The 18,837-nt window shown below is 61.1% G+C and carries 21 protein-coding genes and 1 riboswitch; of the genes, 17 read left to right on the top strand and 4 right to left on the bottom strand.

Translation table 11 applies throughout. From position 1 onward, the window contains the following. Window positions 1-679: 679 nt before the first annotated feature. The 3 genes from ABVS03_RS03545 to ABVS03_RS03535 form a co-directional block, all read right to left on the bottom strand. A complete protein-coding gene (locus ABVS03_RS03545; protein ID WP_330971592.1) occupies window positions 680-1,453 on the bottom strand; it encodes a ChbG/HpnK family deacetylase in 774 nt (257 codons plus the stop codon). Window positions 1,454-1,489: 36 nt separating this feature from the next. Continuing rightward, complete coding sequence (locus ABVS03_RS03540) at window positions 1,490-2,965, bottom strand: PTS transporter subunit EIIC (protein ID WP_368018070.1); 1,476 nt, start codon at window positions 2,963-2,965, stop codon at window positions 1,490-1,492. A gap of 284 nt (window positions 2,966-3,249) precedes the next feature. Next, window positions 3,250-3,921 carry a transcription antiterminator gene (locus ABVS03_RS03535; protein WP_368018069.1) on the bottom strand — a complete coding sequence of 224 codons (672 nt, stop codon included), beginning with the start codon at window positions 3,919-3,921 and terminating at the stop codon, window positions 3,250-3,252. 533 nt (window positions 3,922-4,454) lie between these two features. Here ABVS03_RS03535 and ABVS03_RS03530 point away from each other — a divergent pair. The 17 genes from ABVS03_RS03530 (at window position 4,455) to thiD (ending at window position 18,545) form a co-directional block, all read left to right on the top strand. Continuing rightward, window positions 4,455-5,381: a 4Fe-4S binding protein gene (locus ABVS03_RS03530; protein ID WP_368018068.1), complete on the top strand. Its 927-nt coding sequence runs from the start codon at window positions 4,455-4,457 to the stop codon at window positions 5,379-5,381. Window positions 5,382-5,397: 16 nt separating this feature from the next. Continuing rightward, on the top strand, window positions 5,398-5,652 hold the full coding sequence (locus tag ABVS03_RS03525; RefSeq protein WP_330971588.1) for a sulfurtransferase TusA family protein: 255 nt from the start codon (window positions 5,398-5,400) through the stop codon (window positions 5,650-5,652). A 37-nt stretch (window positions 5,653-5,689) separates the two neighbouring features. Then, window positions 5,690-5,896, top strand: a complete 207-nt coding sequence (thiS, locus tag ABVS03_RS03520; protein WP_330971587.1) for a sulfur carrier protein ThiS — start codon at window positions 5,690-5,692, stop codon at window positions 5,894-5,896. 1 nt (window position 5,897) lies between these two features. After that, window positions 5,898-6,725, top strand: a complete 828-nt coding sequence (locus ABVS03_RS03515; RefSeq protein WP_368018067.1) for a ThiF family adenylyltransferase — start codon at window positions 5,898-5,900, stop codon at window positions 6,723-6,725. 10 nt (window positions 6,726-6,735) lie between these two features. Further along, complete coding sequence (locus tag ABVS03_RS03510; protein ID WP_368018066.1) at window positions 6,736-7,155, top strand: Mov34/MPN/PAD-1 family protein; 420 nt, start codon at window positions 6,736-6,738, stop codon at window positions 7,153-7,155. Then, the gene (locus tag ABVS03_RS03505) at window positions 7,145-7,927 is read left to right on the top strand and encodes a sirohydrochlorin cobaltochelatase (RefSeq protein ID WP_368018065.1); all 783 of its coding nucleotides are present in this window, start codon (window positions 7,145-7,147) and stop codon (window positions 7,925-7,927) included. The genes ABVS03_RS03510 and ABVS03_RS03505 overlap by 11 nt, the downstream gene beginning before the upstream one ends. 55 nt (window positions 7,928-7,982) lie before the next feature. Continuing rightward, window positions 7,983-8,990 carry an ABC transporter substrate-binding protein gene (locus tag ABVS03_RS03500; protein ID WP_368018064.1) on the top strand — a complete coding sequence of 336 codons (1,008 nt, stop codon included), beginning with the start codon at window positions 7,983-7,985 and terminating at the stop codon, window positions 8,988-8,990. 8 nt (window positions 8,991-8,998) lie between these two features. Then, window positions 8,999-10,042 (top strand): FecCD family ABC transporter permease, encoded by a 1,044-nt coding sequence (locus ABVS03_RS03495; RefSeq protein WP_368018063.1) that lies wholly within the window; start codon window positions 8,999-9,001, stop codon window positions 10,040-10,042. Beyond that, window positions 10,035-10,826 (top strand): ABC transporter ATP-binding protein, encoded by a 792-nt coding sequence (locus ABVS03_RS03490; protein WP_368018062.1) that lies wholly within the window; start codon window positions 10,035-10,037, stop codon window positions 10,824-10,826. Before ABVS03_RS03495 ends, ABVS03_RS03490 begins: the two co-directional genes overlap by 8 nt. A 161-nt stretch (window positions 10,827-10,987) precedes the next feature. Beyond that, window positions 10,988-11,989: an SPFH domain-containing protein gene (locus ABVS03_RS03485; RefSeq protein ID WP_368018061.1), complete on the top strand. Its 1,002-nt coding sequence runs from the start codon at window positions 10,988-10,990 to the stop codon at window positions 11,987-11,989. Window positions 11,990-12,007: 18 nt separating this feature from the next. After that, window positions 12,008-12,190 (top strand): Arc family DNA binding domain-containing protein, encoded by a 183-nt coding sequence (locus tag ABVS03_RS03480; RefSeq protein WP_368018060.1) that lies wholly within the window; start codon window positions 12,008-12,010, stop codon window positions 12,188-12,190. A 99-nt stretch (window positions 12,191-12,289) separates the two neighbouring features. Continuing rightward, the gene (locus tag ABVS03_RS03475) at window positions 12,290-12,547 is read left to right on the top strand and encodes a hypothetical protein (protein WP_368018059.1); all 258 of its coding nucleotides are present in this window, start codon (window positions 12,290-12,292) and stop codon (window positions 12,545-12,547) included. A 585-nt stretch (window positions 12,548-13,132) separates the two neighbouring features. Next, entirely contained in the window at window positions 13,133-14,578 is a 1,446-nt protein-coding gene (locus tag ABVS03_RS03470; protein ID WP_368018058.1) for an ATP-binding protein, read from the top strand. 212 nt (window positions 14,579-14,790) lie between these two features. Beyond that, window positions 14,791-14,903, top strand: a riboswitch (TPP riboswitch). Beyond that, window positions 14,891-16,183 carry a phosphomethylpyrimidine synthase ThiC gene (gene thiC / locus ABVS03_RS03465; RefSeq protein WP_368018057.1) on the top strand — a complete coding sequence of 431 codons (1,293 nt, stop codon included), beginning with the start codon at window positions 14,891-14,893 and terminating at the stop codon, window positions 16,181-16,183. Its footprint overlaps the riboswitch before it by 13 nt. A gap of 78 nt (window positions 16,184-16,261) precedes the next feature. Then, window positions 16,262-17,092, top strand: a complete 831-nt coding sequence (thiM, locus tag ABVS03_RS03460; protein WP_330972935.1) for a hydroxyethylthiazole kinase — start codon at window positions 16,262-16,264, stop codon at window positions 17,090-17,092. Beyond that, window positions 17,092-17,781 carry a thiamine phosphate synthase gene (gene thiE, locus ABVS03_RS03455; RefSeq protein ID WP_368018056.1) on the top strand — a complete coding sequence of 230 codons (690 nt, stop codon included), beginning with the start codon at window positions 17,092-17,094 and terminating at the stop codon, window positions 17,779-17,781. Before thiM ends, thiE begins: the two co-directional genes overlap by 1 nt. Next, entirely contained in the window at window positions 17,778-18,545 is a 768-nt protein-coding gene (thiD, locus tag ABVS03_RS03450) for a bifunctional hydroxymethylpyrimidine kinase/phosphomethylpyrimidine kinase (protein WP_368018055.1), read from the top strand. The genes thiE and thiD overlap by 4 nt, the downstream gene beginning before the upstream one ends. On the opposite strand, the gene ABVS03_RS03445 is transcribed toward thiD, so the two are convergent. Next, window positions 18,542-18,799: a DUF2442 domain-containing protein gene (locus ABVS03_RS03445; RefSeq protein ID WP_368018054.1), complete on the bottom strand. Its 258-nt coding sequence runs from the start codon at window positions 18,797-18,799 to the stop codon at window positions 18,542-18,544. The genes thiD and ABVS03_RS03445 overlap by 4 nt on opposite strands. Between the last annotated feature and the right edge of the window lie 38 nt (window positions 18,800-18,837).

Here is an 18,837-nt window from a genome sequence, read left to right as displayed (position 1 = left end):
GCCATCTGACTTCAGACCTCCTGCAGCCTCATGGACAGACAGCAGCGATGGAGAACGCTCCTGGCAGAAGCGGGACGGATCCGTGCCCTCTCTTGAGGTCTTTCCTGCGGCCTGGCCGGAAGGCGAGTGTCTGCCGCCGATTCAGGGCATGCCTTTTTTAGCCGTCCATCCATCCTGGGCGGCGATGTTGCGGCATGTGCTTTCAAAATCTGTGCTGTGCTGGGGTTCGAGGAAGATGGCAGCAACGTGTTTCTGCGCCCCTCGATGCCAAGAGTGACACTGCGGCCCTGCCGATGTCATGACAGACGCCGGTACGCGAATTCCCGTATGCCATTCCAGGGGCTGGGGATTCGCCAGGCCAGTCTATCGGCGGCTATCTCCGATAAGCCGCCGATAAGCCGCCGACAGGATGGCTGCAATACGGGCACTCTTCGACGAGCATGAAGAAATTAGTGCTTCCTTGGTTGTCGGAGCCCTTGGCCTGAGCGTCCGGCGCGTACGGGAATACTTCAGCAGCTGACGGATGCCGGAGTCCTGATGAAGCAGAGCGACAGACGCAATGCGCGCTACATGCTTACGCCGAGGCAGAAACGGCAGTCTGATTGATATGTTCGGACAAAGCGAGAAGGCAGCCCTGCTTGTCTGCAGTGCTGCCTTCTGCTGAGGATGATGCCTCGCTCTAGGCGATATCCCGATAGTCGATGAGCTCGAGGTCTTCCTGCGCTTCGAGCCAGGCTCTGAGGTCAGAATCGATCAGGGCATCGACCTCTTTCGTACGGTTCTGCGTGAGGGAGGAATGTTCCAGGATGTAGGCATCGAGATATCCTGGATGCAGCACTATGACTCCGGTCTCGCCGTCCTTGAGACCTTCTGCCGTGCGCCGGATGAAGACTGCGGGATGGTACTGCTCGGGTGGCAGCATGTCCTCGCAGAACATGCGGACCTCGGTCGTGCCGCAGAGCACGTGGTTTGCGGGGTCGAAGGAGGCCTTCTGCTCCTTCAGGTGGTGCTTTGCTGCCACATCAGAGATTGCCTGGTTCAGCGTCTTCGACATGACGGCATGTGCCTCGAAGTAGTCCGGCTCTCTGCCCACAAGCTCGACAAAGCGGGCATGCTGCGCCTCGATCTCGCGCACCGCATCGTCGTAGTCGACGAAGTCGATGCCCTCCCTGAAGCTCTGGCGGAAGGTCCTGCTGCTCTTGAACTGGCCGTTCTCGTCCACGAGGCTCGGAATCGTCGCAGGGTCTGCGCACGGCGTGCCGAGGCAGACATTCGTGTGCTGGCCAATCGCGATGTCTTCGTTTCTGAGCCAGGAGAGCCCGCGTTTGGCCTCCGGCATGTTCGGCATGAGCCCCACGGAGCGTATAACCCCATCCTTCACGGCACGGACGATGCCGAGATTCACGGCGTAGCTGTATCCCAGATCGTCAGCTCTCAGAAGCAGACGCTTCATGTGCAACCATCCTCTCTGTTCGCTTGCTCATCCATCTTATGCCTTGAGGGCTGCCTTCTTTGCAGCAGCTTCTTCTGCGGCCTGCCGGTCAGCTGCAAGCTGCTCCTTCGTGAAGCCGAAGCTGTAGGAGATGGCAGCGGCAGCGATGAAGGCGACAGCAGAGGCGATGCATCCCATCACCATGTTGAACGTGCCTCCGGCAACGAATCCGACAACACCCAGGATGTTGGTGGCGCCGAGGACATAGGTCGTGACATGGAAGATGCCTGCGATAGCGCCGCCGATAGCGCCGCCTGCGATCATGCCGGCAAAGCAGTGCGTGTACTTGAAGCCGCAGCCATAGAGCGCAGGCTCTGTGACGCCGCCGAGGATGCCCGAGAGGAAGTAGCCGAGGTTGGCGCCGCGCTCATCGGGCTCCTTGAGCCTGAGGAAGGCGCCGAATGCCATGCCCCAGGTTGCGAACTGGGCGATGCCGCCCGCAACCATGACACAGGAATCGGAGCCGAGCGTCAGAAGCTGCATGATGCCAAGCATGAGAAGCACCTGATGCATGCCGGTCATGACCAAGAACTCCCAGAGGGCAGCGATGATCGTGAGAGCAAGGATGGTCGCGATGCCGCCGGCGTTGCCGAACGAGAACATGAGGTTGCCGAATGCATTGCCGAGCACAGAGCCGATCGGGGCGAGTGCGCAGAGGCCGACGGGAACCATCACGAACATCGTGAGGAAGGGCACGAAGACGGTGGAGAGCATGTCGGGAATCACGCGCTTGAAGAGCTTTTCCACCTGCCAGAGCACAGGCATGCAGAGAAGGATCGGAAGCACGGTCGAGGAGTAGGTATTGAGCATGGCGGGTATGCCATAGACCGACGTGAAGGCCTGGCCGGTATCGGCTGCGGCCGTGACGATGTTCACGAAATCAGGCGCGATGAGGATGCCTCCCATCATCATGCCGAGCATCTTCGAGGCGCCAAGCTGCTGTGCTGCCGAGTATCCGAGGTATATCGGCATGAAGTAGAAGCCGGCGTCGTAGATCCAGTTGTAGAACAGGTTGTAGATCTCGGAGTCGGCAGACCACACATTGAGCATGCCCGGGCCTGCGATGACAGCGATGGTGCGAAACATTGCTGCGCCCATCATGAAAGGGATGGCGGCGACCATGGTCTTCGAGAGATAGTTGAGGATTGCCTGTCCGACGCGCTTTGCCGACCAGGGCTCCTTTTGCTTGTCGTCATCGAGGTTCTCGTCAATCGCGCCGCCAGCAGAGACGCCGAGCTTCACGATCGCATCGTAGACCTTCGGAACGTTCTGGCCGATGATGACCTGATACTGGCCACCCGACCACTGGCAGCCGAGAACTCCCTTGATAGCCTTGATCCTGTCGTCGTCGGGGACCGATTCGTCCTTCAGGTTGATCCTCAGCCTTGTCATGCAGTGCGCGATGCTTGTGATGTTGTCCTTGCCGCCGACAGCGTCGAGGACCTCTGCGGCAATGCGTTCGTTGTCTGTCATCTCGTGCCTCCCAGATCAGAGCGTGACCAGATACTCCATCTGCTCTGGCTTCTGGAGGAGGCGCCTTCCTCCGGCTCCGGAGGATTGCTGCATACAAAAAATGCCCCCCGAGCCATACCAGAGCAGCAGGGCACACAGAATCTATGCGTCCCAGCCTTGGTAATGCCTCGTGGAGCGAAGTCCAGTGCGTAGCACCCAATGCATGGGAGAGAATAGGGCAGCCAGAAGCAGACTGAAGGGGTCCAAAGAGCGAACGGTCGGAATTCTGTCGTGAACGGCAGGTGCTAGGGGCGTTTTGCCGTCTCACGCTCGAAGACGCGGTTCACATGCAGGATCAGATAGACCCGCTCCTCCTCGTCGAGCGTCTTCATGAGATTCTGCCCGAGATAGTCTGCGACGGCATTGTCGCAGGAAGACACTTCCGGATAGCGCTCCAGAAGCTCCGGCAGCAGGGCGGCTGCGCCCGAAGAGGCATGCTCGCCAGAGATCAGCCGGCCTATCAGGTAGCGCATATGGGTCGCGAAGCGGGCATAGTCGAAGGAGCTCCGCTCGACCTCGATCCCGAGCCGCCTCTCCACTATCTTCGTGCTGCCCTCGATCAGGCGCTCCGTCATCTGCTGGCGCTCCGTATCGTGGGTGCTTGCAGAGACGGCGCTGTTCACGATCGAGAGGGCGATGCCGACAGCCTCCGTACGGGGAAGATGCACGCTGAAGGTGCGCTCGATGCCATGCACTGCCATCTCGCCGATGCGGTACTCGGCCGGATAGCTCTGCTGCACATCGAAGGCAAGCGGCATCTCGACGACCATATGCTCTTCGGCGCGCTTGATTGCAAAGGCGATATGGTCGGCAAGCGTGACAGGCAGGTTCGGCGAGAGCTCATAGGAAAGGCTCGAACGGGCAAGGTCTGCCAGCTGTGCCGCGAATTCAAGCACATCTTCGGGAAGCTCGCTCACGAGTCCCAGGTATTTGGGGTCGACGCCGTAGAAGGTGCGCTTGATGTCGGAGAGCGGGACCTCGCGAGGAATCGCACCGAAGCCTATGCCATTTCCGAGCGCGATGAGCTCGCGTCACTTGCCATCTACGCAGATGGCGGCATTGTTGTTGATGCTCTTGATGACGCGCATGGAGCTCCTCGGCAAGACGGCGGTTATCTCCTGCATTGTAGCGGACGGCCCGGCAGTCCGTACCAGCTGCTGGCGGACGGCGCTCCCAGACACAGGAAGAAGGCGATGCCCCGAGGTCGGGATGCTCAGGATCTGGAGGCGCTCCGGGATGCAGCTCCTTTGTCCCTGTCGCACATCCCGCAGCTGCTCTCGGCCTGTCTCTTCCGGGGGGCGTGGCTGACAGAGGTCTCTATATAGGAAACAATGAATTCTGCGATCTGCCAAAGCGATAGCCAAACATAGAAAAGAGGTAGTAGGGGAGAGCCCATCTGGGCGCCTATGCTGAAATCTATGACCAGCTCCGGCTGGAGAGGAGAGAGGACATGGCAAAGATCGACAATGCCGCGCTCAAGAAGGGCGGCTTCATGGCGCAGAAGCAGAAAGGCTTCTACTCGCTGCGTCTCCATATCACGGCAGGACATCTGGATTCACGCCAGCTTATCGGCATCTCCAAGGTGGCTGACGCCTTCGGCCATGGCTACATCCATCTGACGAGCCGCCAGGCCATCGAGATCCCCTTCATCAAGGTTGAGGACGCTGATGCCGTGAAGGCGATGCTCGCCGAGTACGGTGTCGAGCCGGGCTGCTGCGGAGCGCGTGTGCGCACGGTTACGGGCTGCCAGGGATCTGCTGTCTGCCCCTCGGGCAATATCGATTCCTGCAAGGTCGCGACGATGCTCGATAAGCGCTACTTCGGACGCGACCTTCCCGGCAAGTTCAAGTTCGGCGTCACGGGCTGCCAGAACAACTGCCTCAAGGCCGAGGAGAACGATCTCGGTATCAAGGGCGGCAGGAAGGTCCAGTGGAAGCCGGATGCCTGCATCCATTGCGGCATCTGCTCCAAGGTCTGCAAGCCGGGCGCCATCACGGATGACGGGAAGAGAATCGTCGTCGACTACACGAAGTGCGTCTCCTGCGGCAAGTGCTCGCAGAAGTGCCCGGTCGCCTCCTGGAACTACCAGACGGTCTACAACCTCACGTTCGGCGGCCTCTTCGGCAACCACATCACGAAGGGCAGGAAGCTCCTGCCGCCGGTCGAGTCCGACGAGCAGCTGCTCGCCGTGGCCGATGCGACGATCCAGTGGTACGACGACCATGCAATTCCCGGCGACCGCTTCAAGTTCTGTCTCGACCGCGAAGGCTGGGAGAGCTTCGTGCCGGTAATCAGGAAGGCCTACGACGAGGCAGCGCCTGAGGGATGCCCCAAGGCAGATTCGGTAGAGGTCGAGCCGCCAGCCCCGGTGGCATAGCAGCAAGGAGAGAGCGATGGCACAGGAACCCTACGAGATAGCAGATGCCGTCGATATCACGGACCTGGTGTGCCCGATGACATTCGTGACGGCGAAGGCAGCGCTTGCTGAGCTCGAGATCGGCAAGGTGCTGAGGGTGCATCTGGCGGCAGGCGAACCGATGCAGAACGTGCCGAGGAGCTTTGCCGATGACGGACAGAAGGTGCTCTCTCTCAAGGAAGCAGAGGACGGCGCCTACGACCTCGACGTGAAGAAGCTCGAAGACGAATAGTGCATAGCTGATGTCTGGATATGCAGGAAGGACAGCCATGAACATCACGGTAGGCGGAGAGAAGAAGAGCGTGCCCGAGAGGGAGACGCTTGCCCAGCTCATCGCAGACGAAAAGGTGGAGAACGCGGAATATGTGACGGTCGCGGTGAACGAGGGGTTCGTCGACCATTCCGCCTTTGCCACGACGGCGCTCCACGAGGGGGATACGGTCGAATTCCTCTATTTCATGGGCGGAGGCTGCTGACATGGCATTCACGCCTGACGAGCTCGAGCGCTATTCGCGCCACATCATCCTCAAGGAGGTCGGCGTCAAGGGCCAGAAGAAGCTCTGTGCTGCCAAGGTCCTGATCATCGGTGCTGGTGGCCTCGGCGCTCCTGCTGCGCTCTATCTGGGTGCGGCTGGCGTGGGCACGATCGGCATCGTCGATGCAGATGAGGTCGAGCTCTCGAACCTCCAGCGCCAGGTCATCCATGGGACGTCCGACATCGGCAAGCCGAAGGTGGAAAGCGCGGCAGAGACCCTGCACGATATCAATCCCGGCGTGAACGTCGTGACGTATCGCGAGTTCCTCGACTCCTCGAACATCGCCGACCTCATTGCCGGCTATGACTTCGTTATCGACGGCGTCGACAATTTCTCGACGAAGTTCCTGATCAATGACGCCTGCGTGATGGGACATAAGCCCTTCGTGCATGCTGGCATCATCCGCTTCAAGGGCCAGCTCATGACCTATGTGCCGGGAGAGGGGCCGTGCTATCGGTGCGTCTTCCGTGACATGCCGCCGAAGGATGCCGTGCCGACCTGCAAGCAGGCGGGCGTCATCGGTACCATTGCCGGTGTTATCGGCTGCCTCGAGGCGCTTGAAGCCATAAAATACATCTGCGGCATAGGTGAGCTTCTGACAGGAAGGCTCCTCACGTTCGATGCGCTCAAGGGAGACTTCCACACGATCAAGCTGCCGCCGAGAGATCCGAATTGCCCGGTATGCGGAGACCATCCGACCGTGACCGAGCTCATCGACTACGAGCAGCCAGCATGCTCTTTGGCGCAGCATGGCACCGCGCTCGACTGAGAGGAGAGGCATGCTCCATCTGAGCGGCGACGATTTCCACAGCATGGCAGAGTGGGCACGCTCGCATGCACCAGAGGAGGCCTGCGGCCTTCTGGCTGGCTATCGCGACGAGGAAGGCGAAGCCTTCGTCGAGCACGTGTTCTTCTGCGAGAATGCCGACCATACGGCAGAGCATTTCACGATCTCACCCAGAGAGCAGCTGAAGATCCTCAAGGAAGCCAGGAGCTCCGGCATGGAGATCTTGGGCAACTGGCACTCGCACCCTGAGACTCCTGCCAGACCATCTGAGGAGGATCTGCGGCTTGCGCAGGACCCTTCTGCCATCTACTGCATCATCTCGCTCGAAGCGCCTGCCTGGCCCTCCATCGTTGCCTACCAGAAGGATGCATCCGGCGCTGTCTCGAGAGTGCTGGTAAGCCATGATGCGTGAGGGCATCGTCTTTGCAAGCTATGGCACGCTTGTGGATGAAGCGCGCAGGACCGACATCGCGCCTGTCGCAGAGGCACTCGCGGATGCGTTTGCCGGCCTGCCTTTTGCTGAGGCCTATACAAGTGCCTGGGTGAGGGAGCATCTCGCAAAGCGTGGCATTGCATCCACAAGCCTCGGCGAGACGCTTGCATCTCTTTCAGACGAAGGCGTCACGCGAGCCATCGTCCAGCCAGGCCTCATCGTCTGCGGCGATGCGTGGGACAAGCTTGCAGCAGAAGCGCAGGCTCTTGCTGAACGCTTTCCGGATGGCCTTCTCCTCGGACGCCCGCTTCTCGCAGATTGGCGCGACCAGATGGAGGTGGCTTCGGTTCTTGCCGAAGCCCTGCCGCCTGTCCCGGGCCATTCCTTCGTGCTGGTGGGCCATGGGACAAATGGCGTGGCAGATGCCGCCTATGCAGGTGTTGTAGAAGCGCTACATGCAGCAGGGCGCACCGACTTTGCCCTCGGCCTCATGGAAGGCACGCCCGATGCAGACGAGGTCGCGAAGAAGCTCGTACGCAATGGTACGCATTCGGCTACAATTGTCCCGCTCATGCTCACGGCAGGAAGCCATGTGCGCCGCCAGCTTGCGGGAGAGGGCGCAGCAAGCTGGACATCGCGCTTGAACGCAGCTGGCATTGCTACGGATTGCACGCTGGCGGGCCTTGGCTCCCTGCCGGGCGTGAGTGCCATCTTTGTCCGCCATGCACGGGAAGCCGAAGCTATCCGTTGAGACAGACAGCCTGCATCTTCATCGATACCGATATCGACAGAAAAGAGAGCGTTCCATGCTGAATGACAGCCGTCTTGTGCGCCCTGCCGCGGTGGCAGCCACGCTCCTGCTTGCCTCGAGCCTCGTGGCGCTTCCTGCCTGCAGCCAGACCTCGACCACCACATCCTCGTCCGATGCACAGAGCACGTCTGCTGCTTCCGACACGCAGAGCGTTACCTTCACGGACGATCTGGGCCGCGAAGTCACGGTCTCGAATCCGCAGCGCGTTGTTGCCTGTATGGGCTCCTTTGCGGGCGCCTGGCAGCTCGCAGGCGGCACCCTTGTCGGCGCTTCCGACGATGCCTTTGCGCACTACGGGGTTGATTCTTCGGCCGTTTCCGGTGTCGGCAAGTCGACAGCGCTCAATCTCGAGAGCATCCTCGACCTCGATCCCGATTTTGTCATTATGACCGGCATCTCCGACGGCAAGCACGCGACAGGGGTCTCCCAGGAGGATATGGAGACGGCCCTCGGCGAAGCCGGCGTCCCTGTCGCCTTCTTCAAGGTCACGACATTTGCAGACTATGAGCGCGTCATGGGAATCTTCTGCCAGATCACGGGCAGGGACGATCTCTACCAGCAGCATGTCGCTGCCGTGAAGAGCCAGATCGACGCCGATATCCAGACGTATTCCGTCGCCGGAAGGGCGCCGACCGTGCTTGTCGTGAGCGCCTATTCGAAGGGCCTTGTCGTGCAGGACTCCTCGGGCATGACCGGAGCGATCGTGCGTGACCTCGGTGCCGTGAATATCGCAGACGAGAATCCGAGCCTTCTTTCCGACTTCAGCACGGAGGCTGTGGTTGAGGCTGATCCTGACTACATCCTCGTGCTTGCTGCTTCTGACGATGAGGCGACGGCACAGCAGTACTATGAGGACGCAGTCGGCTCTGATTCTGCCTGGGCAGACCTGACCGCTGTGAAGGAAGGACATGTCACGATGCTCGATGCGGCGCATTTCCTCTACAAGCCGCTCGACAAGTGGGCCGAGTCCTATGAGATCGTGGGCCAGGCGCTCAGCAAGTAAGGAAAGTCGTGGCTGCAGCTGAGAACAAAGAGATGAAGAGGACAGGGCACAGAGGCAGACGCTTCGGTGCCCTGGCACTTCTTTCTGTCGGGGCGCTTCTGGCAGCGATCCTTCTGGGTCTTGTCTTTGGCGCTTCCGGTGTCGGCGTCGGCGACGTCTGGGCGCTTGCGACAGGACAGGATATGGCGGCAAAGGCAAGAAGCATCCTCGTCTCGATCCGCATTCCCCGCGTCCTGGCAGGAGTCCTTGCGGGCGCCGCCTTCTCGGTCTCGGGTGCCCTCATCCAGGAGGTGCTCGACAATCCGCTCGCAAGCCCCAACATCATCGGCGCGAACTCGGGCGCAGGACTCGCCGTGCTCACGGTGAGCGCGCTGGCAACGGTCGGTATCGCGCTGCCGCTGCCTCTTCCGGCTGCTGCCTTCTTGGGCGCCCTTCTCGCTTCGGGGCTCATACTGCTTGTGTCATCTAGGGCCGGCGTCTCCAGGCTTACGGTCGTGCTTGCAGGGGTCGCCGTGAATGCCGTCTTCACAGCAGGCATGAATGCCATCCTCATCATCGCGCCGAATGCCTATCTGGGCTCTTCCACCTATCTTGTGGGCGGGCTTTCCGGCATCGTGATGTCAGATCTCGGCCTGCCTGCCGTCCTCATCTGCGCAGGCATCGTGCTTGCCTCTCTTCTGGCGCCACGTCTCAATGTGCTTTCGCTCGGCAGCCAGGCGGCGCATGCGGTCGGCGTGCCGGTGGCTCTCCTTCGTGCAGCAGGCCTCACGATTGCCTCGCTTCTGGCAGGAGCCTCCGTGAGCTTCTCGGGCCTCATCGGCTTCATTGGCCTCATGGTGCCCCATGTGGCAAGACGCTTCGTCGGGCACGACCTGAGACGCGTGATTCCGGTCTCCGCGCTCTGGGGCGCTGCCTTCACGCTCCTGGCAGATCTTCTGGCACGTACGCTCTTTGCACCCTACGAACTGCCGGTCGGCATCCTGATGTCTGCTGTCGGCGGTCCCTTCTTCATCTTCCTCCTCATGAAGGGGAAGGGGTACCGCGATGAGTGATGTGCTCACGTTCCAGGACATCTCGTTCGGCTACGGGGAGCGCAAGCTCTTCGAGGGCTTTTCCCTTGCCATTCCCGAAGGTGGTATCACGGCCGTGCTCGGCCCCAATGGCTGCGGCAAGTCGACGCTTCTTGCCCTGACGGAGGGCATGCTGAAGCCTGCCTGCGGAGCGGTGCTCCTCTCGGGCACAGATACGCTCTCCCTTTCTGCAAAGGAGCGGGCAGGGCTTCTGGCGATGCTTCCGCAGGTGCACAGGACGCCGTCGATGAAGGTAAGGGACCTGGTTGCCTGCGGGCGCTATACGCATATGGGGCCCTTCGGTCAGCTGGAGAAGGCGGACTGGGACAAGGTCGACGAAGCGATCTCGCTCATGGGACTGGAAGGGCTCAGAGACAGGAATGCCAGGAAGCTTTCGGGCGGGGAGCGCCAGCGCGCGTTTCTCGCTATGACGGTCGCGCAGGGAGCGTGTACGCTCCTGCTCGACGAGCCGACGACCTATCTCGATGTGAGAGCAGCCCTGGATCTCATGCAGCTCGTGAGAAGGCTTGCGGATGAGCAGGGGACGACCATCGTCTGCGTGACCCACGATGTGGATCTGGCCCTGCGCTTTTCCGATGGCATCTGCGTGCTCGGCAGTGCCCGTCCGACCCAGCTTCTGGCGAAAGGCACTCCGGAAGAGATTGCAGGGAGCTCTGTCCTTGCCGCATCGCTCGGCATCTCAGCTGTGCGCTTCGCCCATGCGGGGGAGCAGGCATACGGAATCTTTCCGGCAGACGCGGTATAAGGTCTTCTGGCCTGCCCATTCTTTCCGCCAGCATGTGCAAGGCTTTCGTCAGCTGCTGTGCAACTAGCTTGACATGAGATCTATGTGATATCACAATGCAATCAGATTCGGAGGTCGGGCTGCCAGGTAGGCAGGATTTCCGAGAGAAAGGATGCTCAGCCATGAGTGTCGAAAAGAAGGCCCATGCCGCAAGCGGCTGGCTCATGTTCTTCGTGGTACTTGCCATGTTCGTCGTATCTGTCGCGCTCTTCATCTTCGATGTCACATCTCTTGCAAGAGCAGACGATCTGCTGCTGCCTGAGCCTGCCTTCAGCATGCCTCTCCTGATCTTCACAATCGTCGTCTTCGCCGCCGCCTGCTTCCTCTCGAATGGCTTCTTCTCGCTCCAGCCGGGGCAGGCCCGCGTCTGTGTGCTCTTCGGCAAGTATGTCGGCACGGTCACCGACGAAGGGCTCAGGTGGGCAAACCCGCTCTACGCAAAGAACCTGGGGCTCGCCGAGGCAGGGCTTGACAGCGAGAAGCCCGAGCGCGGCAAGGGAGGATTGAAGAGCGTGCGCGGTTCTGTCATCTCGACACGCCTGAGGACCTTGAACGGCGAACGTCTCAAGGTGAACGACAAGATGGGCAACCCGATCGAAATCGCCACGGTCGTGTCGTGGAGGGTCTCCGATACGGCCAAGGCTGTCTTCGATGTGGATGACTATGAGTCCTATGTCTCCATGCAGACCGAGACCGCCCTTCGCCATGTCGCTTCCATCTATGCCTACGACCACATGGAGGATGAGGACGAGTCTGCTTCCTCGATCACGCTGCGCTCGAACATCGAAGAGGTGAGCGATGCGCTCAAGGCAGAGCTTGACAGGAGGCTCGCACCAGCCGGTGTCGCCGTCGAAGACGCACGCCTCACGCACCTTGCCTATGCACCGGAGATTGCCCAGGCCATGCTCCGCCGCCAGCAGGCTGACGCTATCCTCGCAGCACGCAAGAAGATTGTCGAAGGTGCTGTCTCGATGGTGGAGATGGCAGTCGACAGGCTCTCTGAAGGCGGCGCCATCGAGCTCGACGATGAGCGCAAGGCAGCGATGGCACAGAACCTCATGGTCGTGCTCTGCGGCGAGTCCGATGCACAGCCGGTGCTCAATACGGGAAGCCTCTATGCATAAAGGAAAGAGGGCTTGGGCGTGAGCCGCAAGCAGTATCCGCTCCGCATCGATTCGGACATCTGGGATGCCATACAGAAGTGGGCAGCCGACGACATGAGGAGCGCAAACGGACAGGTCGAATATCTTCTGCGGGATGCCCTGAAGAGGGCAGGAAGGCTGCCGAAGAAGGGCGGCCCGAAGAACAAGGAAGAAGGGCAGTAGCAGGAAGGCGCCTTTGCGGGCGCCTTCCTGTGCGTGTTTGATTAGGCTGCAATCTCCCCATCCAATGAGCTATATAGCAGACATCGTAAGACCGACGCCGTGTTCCGCGCGAGCGTGCCGGTGGCGTGGTCCGTGGCCGGGTCGGGCCGCGACGAGATCAGCGACCTCGTCGCGTCGATCATCGAGCGAGACGGGTCCCCTGCCGCCGCCGAGCTCGCCAAGGTGGGAGGCGTGTCGGTGAGGACGGCCCAGCGCTGGATCAGGAGGCTGACTGAGGGCGGGAAGCTCAAAGCGAGCGCGCGCGACCCCCACCGATATGTCCTGCGTAACACGGGTCAGGATGGCGAGGCGACATAGTGCCGCATGCATGTCGCGACACTGTCGCACGACGCGATGCCTCGCACCGAGGTCGAATACCTTCTGCGCGATGCCCTGAAGAGGGCAGGACGGCTGCCAGAGCTTTCGGGAGGAAGCATTCGGCAGGAGACGCCTGGCCAAGAGGCGCCGTCGTGCAATCTGGCGGTGCAGGACCGGGTTCTTCGCCATTTTGCTCTGCAGCCTATCGGCGCTACAATCCGCCTTGCAGCTTGAGATGATGGGTCAGCTGAAGCATGCAGACATAGAGGGGAGCTGGCATGGGCCGGCTGAGAGGGGACAGATGGTCCCGACCCTTGGAACCTGATGTGGGCAATGACTATGACCCATGAATGCAATGACGGCGGCCTCTGAGCTGCTGTTTTCTTTTGCGGTCCACGAGAGTGCACGGAGGGCAGTCCACGAGGCCGTCTGGACTGTACGCCGAATCGGCGAGCGGACAAGAGGTATCTCAGGCGCAGCTTGTTTTCATGGATGAATCATATATCTACGTTGTTTTTCGTATATCTAAGAAAAACAACGTAGATATATGATACTCGCAAGAAGAATGAAAGGGGAGGGGGCAGTGTGGACGAGAGGGCACTTAATGATGTGATCGAGTTGGTCCTTCTGCGCAGATGCGAGACCCAGAGCATAGAGGTGAAGGCCGCGCGTGGGGGCACGCCGCGCCTCTACGACACCCTGTCCAGCTTCTCTAATCAGGCGGACGGGGGCATCGTCATCTTCGGAATCGACGAGGATGCAGGCTACGAGGTCTGCGGCGTGTTCGACCCTCAGCGCCTGCAGAAGGACGTCGTCGAGCAGTGCAAAGAGATGCAGCCTGAGCTCCACCCATCCTTCGCAACGACGGTCTGGAAAGGAGCGATCCTCGTGGGGGCGTTCCTCGAGGGGCTGCCCGCCGGGATGCGTCCGGCCTACCGAAGGACGGCGGGAATCACGAAGGGCTCCTATGTGAGGGTCGGGGACCAGGACCTCCATATGACCCAGGCGGAGCTCTATTCCATCGAGTCGTTCAAGGATGGCGTGCGCAGCGACGTGAGCGTGAGTCCGCAGGCGACTCACGAGATGATGGACGAGGAGCGCGTCGACGCCTTCGTAAGGGACGCGAAGGAGGGTCGCCCCAGGTTGTCGCATAGGGATGCCAGCGAGGTTCTGTCGCTCACGGGTGCGGAGCGCGGGGGCGCCCCGACGCTGGCCGGCCTCATGTGCCTCGGCGATTATCCCCAGCAGGTATATCCCAACCTGTGCATGACGGCTGTGGCTGTGGCGGGAACCGAGATCACGCAGGCCGAGGACGGGACCCGCTTCCTTGACTCCAAGCGCCTGGAGGGAACCGTCGACCAGATTATCGAGGACGCGATGGCGTTCGTCCGCAGGAATACGAGGACGAAGGTCGTCGTCGAGGAGGGCAGGAGAAGAGACATTCCCGAGTATCCAGAGAACGCCGTAAGGGAGGTGGTCACCAACTCGCTCATGCACCGCGACTACGGACCCTACAGTGACGGCACCCCCTGCCGGCTCGCCATCTACTCCGATCGGCTCGAGTGCTGGAACCCCGGCGGGATCTATGGCGGGCAGAGCGTCGATGACCTCGGCCACGAGAACATGCCGACGAGGAATCCCACGCTCGTGTCCCTGCTCGAGATCATGAGGGTCGCGGAGAACCGACACTCGGGGATTCCCGTCATACGCGATGAGATGCGAAGGGCTGGCCTGAGGCAGCCGGTGTTCGTTGACTCGAGGGACACGTTCACGGTGAGGCTCTACAGCCTTCCCGAGGGGCGCCACGAGTCCATTGGCGGGATGGAAGAGCTGTCCAGGGAGGCGCTCATCGCGTTCTGCGACGTGCCGCGAAGCAGGCAGGAGGTGGCGGACCACTTCGGCGTCAACGTGAGCTATGTCGCGCATGCGTACCTGAACCCCCTCGCGGACGCGGGCGAGCTCGTCCGAACGCTGCCGGACAGGCCTCGTAGCAAGAACCAGCGGTTCGTCGCGAGGAGGCGCCAGCAGTAGCTGGAGGCGTCTTCGAAGAGGGGCGAACGCCCTTCGGGCTTGCGCCTGCTGCGGGCATGGGCGTTCTGGCTTGTGGAGAACTCGTGACTCGGTTCTTTAGGGCCGCCTGGGGCCACTTGCCGTGCGTTGCGGAGTGACGCCCGCATCCGATGAGACGATATCGTTTCCGTCATGCGGGCAAGGCTGCAGCAGAAGGGATACGTGCTACCATTACAACTCGATAGGGGAGCTGGCGCACGCTGGCTGAGAGGGCATCCAATGCGGTGCCGACCCTTGGAACCTGATGTGGGTAATGCCAACGAAGGGAGCGCCATGACGCAGATGGATGCTGCGCGTGCAGGTACCGTGACCGACGAGATGCACGCAGTAGCAGTGGCAGAACACAGATCCGACGAATTCATCAGAGACGGTGTCGCAAAAGGAACAATCGCGATTCCTGCGAATCCGGCACACAAGGCACTCAAGCCCTGCGGCGTGGGAACAGGCCTGCGCACGAAGGTCAACGTGAATCTCGGCATTTCCGGCGATATCCAGAATGCACCGGAGGAGTGGGAGAAGGTCAGGATTGCAGAAGAGCTCGGCGGGGATGCGATCATGGACCTCTCGAACTCTGGCAAGACCCGTCCGTTCCGCCGCGAGCTTATCTCCAAGACTCCTCTCATGGTCGGCACGGTCCCCATCTACGATGCAATCGGCTACAACGACAAGCCTCTCGTGAAGCTCACGGCCCAGGACTTCCTGGACGTCGTGGAAGCGCATGCCGAAGACGGCGTCGACTTCATGACCATCCATGCTGGCTTCAACCGCTCGGTCCTGAATACTCTCCTCGAGACGAAGCGTCTCACGAATGTCGTGTCGCGTGGCGGCTCGCTCCTCTTCGGGTGGATGATGACAACAGGGGAGGAGAACCCCTTCTATGAGCACTTCGACGACGTGCTCGATATCCTCCATGACCACGACGTGACAATCAGCCTCGGCGACGCAATGCGTGGCGGCTCCACGTATGACGCGACGGATGCCTCCGAGGTGTCAGAGCTGGTCGAGCTCGGCAAGCTCACGACGCGTGCCTGGAAGAAGGGTGTCCAGGTTGTCGTCGAAGGACCGGGACATATGGCCTTGGATGAGATCCAGGCAAACATGAAGCTCCAGAAGCGCCTCTGCCATGGTGCGCCGTTCTATGTGCTCGGACCTCTCGTAACGGATGTCGCGCCGGGCTATGATCACATCACGGCCGCTATCGGCGGTGCCGTCGCCGCATCTTCCGGTGCTGACTGGCTCTGCTATGTGACGCCGGCCGAGCACCTGAAGCTCCCCAATGCAAAGGAAGTGCGCGAAGGCCTCGTCGTCACCCGCATCGCAGCCCATGCCGCAGATATCGCGAAGGGCATTCCGGGAGCCCGCGACATCGACAACAAGATGAGCGATGCCCGCCGCCGTGTCGACTGGGATGGCATGTTCGCATGCGCAATAGATCCTGACCGTGCGAAGGAGATCATTGCGGAGGCGCCTCCTGAGGAGGATGGCACCTGCACGATGTGCGGCAAGATGTGCGCCGCCCGCACCGTGAACAGAATCATGGCAGGTCTTACGGTCGACCTCGGCTAGAAGCGAAGAGAAGAAAAGCACATGAAGCAGCAGGGCGGATGGCAGCATCTGCTTCTCGCTGCATGGAGGAGCATACCTATGAATACGGAAGAGCTTGGTGCCTGCCTCGACAATGTCAGGAAGACGTCGCCTCTCGTGCACTGCATCACGAACTATGTCACGGTGAATGACTGCGCAAATGCGGTCCTCGCTATCGGTGCCAGCCCGATCATGAGCGACGAGCCGGACGACGTGGAAGACATCACATCCATCTGCAATGGGCTCGACCTCAACATCGGCACCCTGAACCGCCGGAGCATCGAAGGCATGAACCATGCCGCCGCAAAGGCAGCGTCTCTGGGCCATGCAATCGTGCTCGATCCGGTCGGTGCCGGTGCCTCGAAGCTCCGTACCGAGACGGCACAGCACCTGCTCGATACCTACCATCCCCAGCTGGTCCGCGGCAACATGAGCGAGATCCGTACGCTTGGTGGAGCCTCGTCCTCGACCCGTGGCGTCGATGCCTCGGCTGCTGACGTGGCGACAGAGGAGAACCTTGCCGAGGCAGCTGCCTTCGTGAAGAGCCTTGCCGTGGCATGGAAGTGCACGGTTGCCGTGACGGGCGCTATCGATATCGTGAGCGACGGCATGAGGACCTGCGCCATCAGGAATGGCGTCTCGATGATGGGCCGCATCACCGGCACAGGCTGCATGCTCTCGGCAATGCTTCCGGCCTACCTGGCAGCGAATGAGGATGCATATATGGCAACGGTTGCCGGCATCTCGATGATGGGCATCTGCGGCGAGAAGGCACGCGCACGCATGGCAGGAGAGGACGGCACCGGTAGCTTCCGCGTCTATCTGATCGATGCGCTCTCGAATGTCCAGGGCAGAGACCTTGTGGCATCCGCAAAGGTGGCAGATCTCTGATGGCGGGAGAGAAGAGGCTCGGACCCTGCCAGAGAGGCCCCTGGTCTGCCGATGCTATCAGGAAGAGCATGTTCTGCTATGCCGTGACAGATAGAGCCTGGCTCCGCGGAAGGACGCTTGCCTCCTGTGTCGAGGATGCCATTGCAGGAGGCGCTACCTTCATCCAGCTCCGCGAGAAGAAGGCCTCCGTCGAGGAGACGGAGAAGCTTGCGCTCGAACTCAAGGACATCTGCGCTGCCCACCACGTCCCCTTCGTGCTCGACGACGATGTCGAGCTTGCAAAGAAGGTGGGCGCTGACGGCGTGCATGTTGGACAGGAAGACCTTGCCTGCAGCAAGGCCCGCGAGATCCTGGGCGAGGATGCAATCATCGGCGTCTCTGCCCAGACCGTGGATGAGGCTGTGGCTGCCTGGAAGGCAGGTGCCGACTATCTCGGCGTCGGTGCGCTCCATCCGACGCCGACGAAGCCCGACGCGGTCGATGTGACCTATGGGGAGCTGACCCGCATCTGCGCGGCGGTCCCCATTCCCGTCATCGGTATCGGCGGCGTCGATGCCACGACGGCGCATGAGCTCGAAGGCACGGGCGTTGCCGGAGGGGCAGTCGTCTCTGCCATCTTTGCCGCAGATGACTGCCGTACGGCGACAGAGAAGCTCAAGGCAGAGCTTCAGAAGGTCGTCTCCGCATGAAAGCGGTCCTTGCTATAGCAGGGCTTGACAGCTCGGGCGGGGCAGGCCTGGCGCAGGACGTGGCAACCATCTCGGGAATGGGCCTTCATCCCAAGGTGGCAGCCACGGCCGTGACGGCGCAGTCGATTGCGGCAGTGCATGTGGTCACGCCGCTTCCGCCCGAGCTTGTGCAGCAGCAGATCCGTGCTGCTTTCGAAGACCTTGTGCCCTCTGCCGTGAAGATCGGCATGCTCGGCACGCAAGAGATAGCTGCTGTAGCAGCGAAGACGCTGAGGCAGGTCGGTGCGCAGAACATCGTGGTCGATCCCGTGCTCGCGGCAACGAGCGGGACCCTGCTTCTCGAGGAGGATGCAGAAGAAGGGCTCTTCTCCCTCTTCCGCCTGGCTACGCTCATCACGCCGAATGTGCCTGAGGCGGAGAAGCTCCTGGGACATGAGATCGCTTCGCGGAATGGCATGGTCGCTGCAGCTGCTGAGCTCCAGCGCCGCTTCGGCTGCGCTGTCCTTCTCAAGGGCGGGCATCTGGGACTTGCCGATGACTGCCTGGCTGAAGAGGACGGCGTCTCCTGGATATCGGTTCCGCCTGTCGCGGGTGGCTCTGCCCACGGAACGGGATGCATGCTCTCGAGCGCCATTGCAGCGGGACTCGCCGCAGACAGAGGCACGGAAGATGCGGTGAGGCAGGCAAAGCTCGTGCTTGCCTGTGGCCTTCAGAGCAAGACGGTGCTTCCGGAAGGAGCCTATCTCGGACTGCCTCGTATCTAGCAGGCAGCCTTCTGCGCGCGGACCCAGACCTCTTCGGGCGCGAGGTCTATGCCGTCTGGCCAGACGATGGTGCCGAAGGCGGCATGTGCGCGCTCGAAGAAGGCCGGATCCTGGAGCTTTGCCCAGGGACCTTGGCCCTTGATGTCGGAGAGGTCGAGGATGGCAGCGCTGCCGTTCTCGAAGGTGGCCTCTACATGGCTTGCGTCCAGCGCCTTGGCAGCAATGGTCTGCTGAAACGTCTTGAAGCTCGACATGGCCTTCTCCTCTCCGACAGAACGTTTCTCGCTGATGC

Source organism: Olsenella sp. AGMB03486 (assembly GCF_040884255.1).
GTDB classification, from domain to species: Bacteria; Actinomycetota; Coriobacteriia; order Coriobacteriales; family Atopobiaceae; genus Olsenella_L; species Olsenella_L kribbiana.
The sequence above is the reverse complement of the archived record's forward strand: the minus strand, read 5'-3'. Positions and strand labels throughout refer to the sequence as shown.

Bases quoted from the DNA above. Each gene is read 5' to 3' on its own strand.
- ABVS03_RS03530 (WP_368018068.1), top strand. From the start codon at position 4,455: ATGGCAAAGATCGACAATGCCGCGCTCAAGAAGGGCGGCTTCATGGCG.
- ABVS03_RS03490 (WP_368018062.1), top strand. From the start codon at position 10,035: ATGAGTGATGTGCTCACGTTCCAGGACATCTCGTTCGGCTACGGGGAG.
- ABVS03_RS03525 (WP_330971588.1), top strand. From the start codon at position 5,398: ATGGCACAGGAACCCTACGAGATAGCAGATGCCGTCGATATCACGGAC.
- thiS (WP_330971587.1), top strand. From the start codon at position 5,690: ATGAACATCACGGTAGGCGGAGAGAAGAAGAGCGTGCCCGAGAGGGAG.
- ABVS03_RS03445 (WP_368018054.1), bottom strand. From the start codon at position 18,799: ATGTCGAGCTTCAAGACGTTTCAGCAGACCATTGCTGCCAAGGCGCTG.
- thiM (WP_330972935.1), top strand. From the start codon at position 16,262: ATGAATACGGAAGAGCTTGGTGCCTGCCTCGACAATGTCAGGAAGACG.
- ABVS03_RS03540 (WP_368018070.1), bottom strand. From the start codon at position 2,965: ATGACAGACAACGAACGCATTGCCGCAGAGGTCCTCGACGCTGTCGGC.
- ABVS03_RS03485 (WP_368018061.1), top strand. From the start codon at position 10,988: ATGAGTGTCGAAAAGAAGGCCCATGCCGCAAGCGGCTGGCTCATGTTC.
- ABVS03_RS03515 (WP_368018067.1), top strand. From the start codon at position 5,898: ATGGCATTCACGCCTGACGAGCTCGAGCGCTATTCGCGCCACATCATC.
- thiD (WP_368018055.1), top strand. From the start codon at position 17,778: ATGAAAGCGGTCCTTGCTATAGCAGGGCTTGACAGCTCGGGCGGGGCA.
- ABVS03_RS03545 (WP_330971592.1), bottom strand. From the start codon at position 1,453: ATGAAGCGTCTGCTTCTGAGAGCTGACGATCTGGGATACAGCTACGCC.
- ABVS03_RS03500 (WP_368018064.1), top strand. From the start codon at position 7,983: ATGCTGAATGACAGCCGTCTTGTGCGCCCTGCCGCGGTGGCAGCCACG.
- ABVS03_RS03505 (WP_368018065.1), top strand. From the start codon at position 7,145: ATGATGCGTGAGGGCATCGTCTTTGCAAGCTATGGCACGCTTGTGGAT.
- thiC (WP_368018057.1), top strand. From the start codon at position 14,891: ATGACGCAGATGGATGCTGCGCGTGCAGGTACCGTGACCGACGAGATG.
- thiE (WP_368018056.1), top strand. From the start codon at position 17,092: ATGGCGGGAGAGAAGAGGCTCGGACCCTGCCAGAGAGGCCCCTGGTCT.
- ABVS03_RS03510 (WP_368018066.1), top strand. From the start codon at position 6,736: ATGCTCCATCTGAGCGGCGACGATTTCCACAGCATGGCAGAGTGGGCA.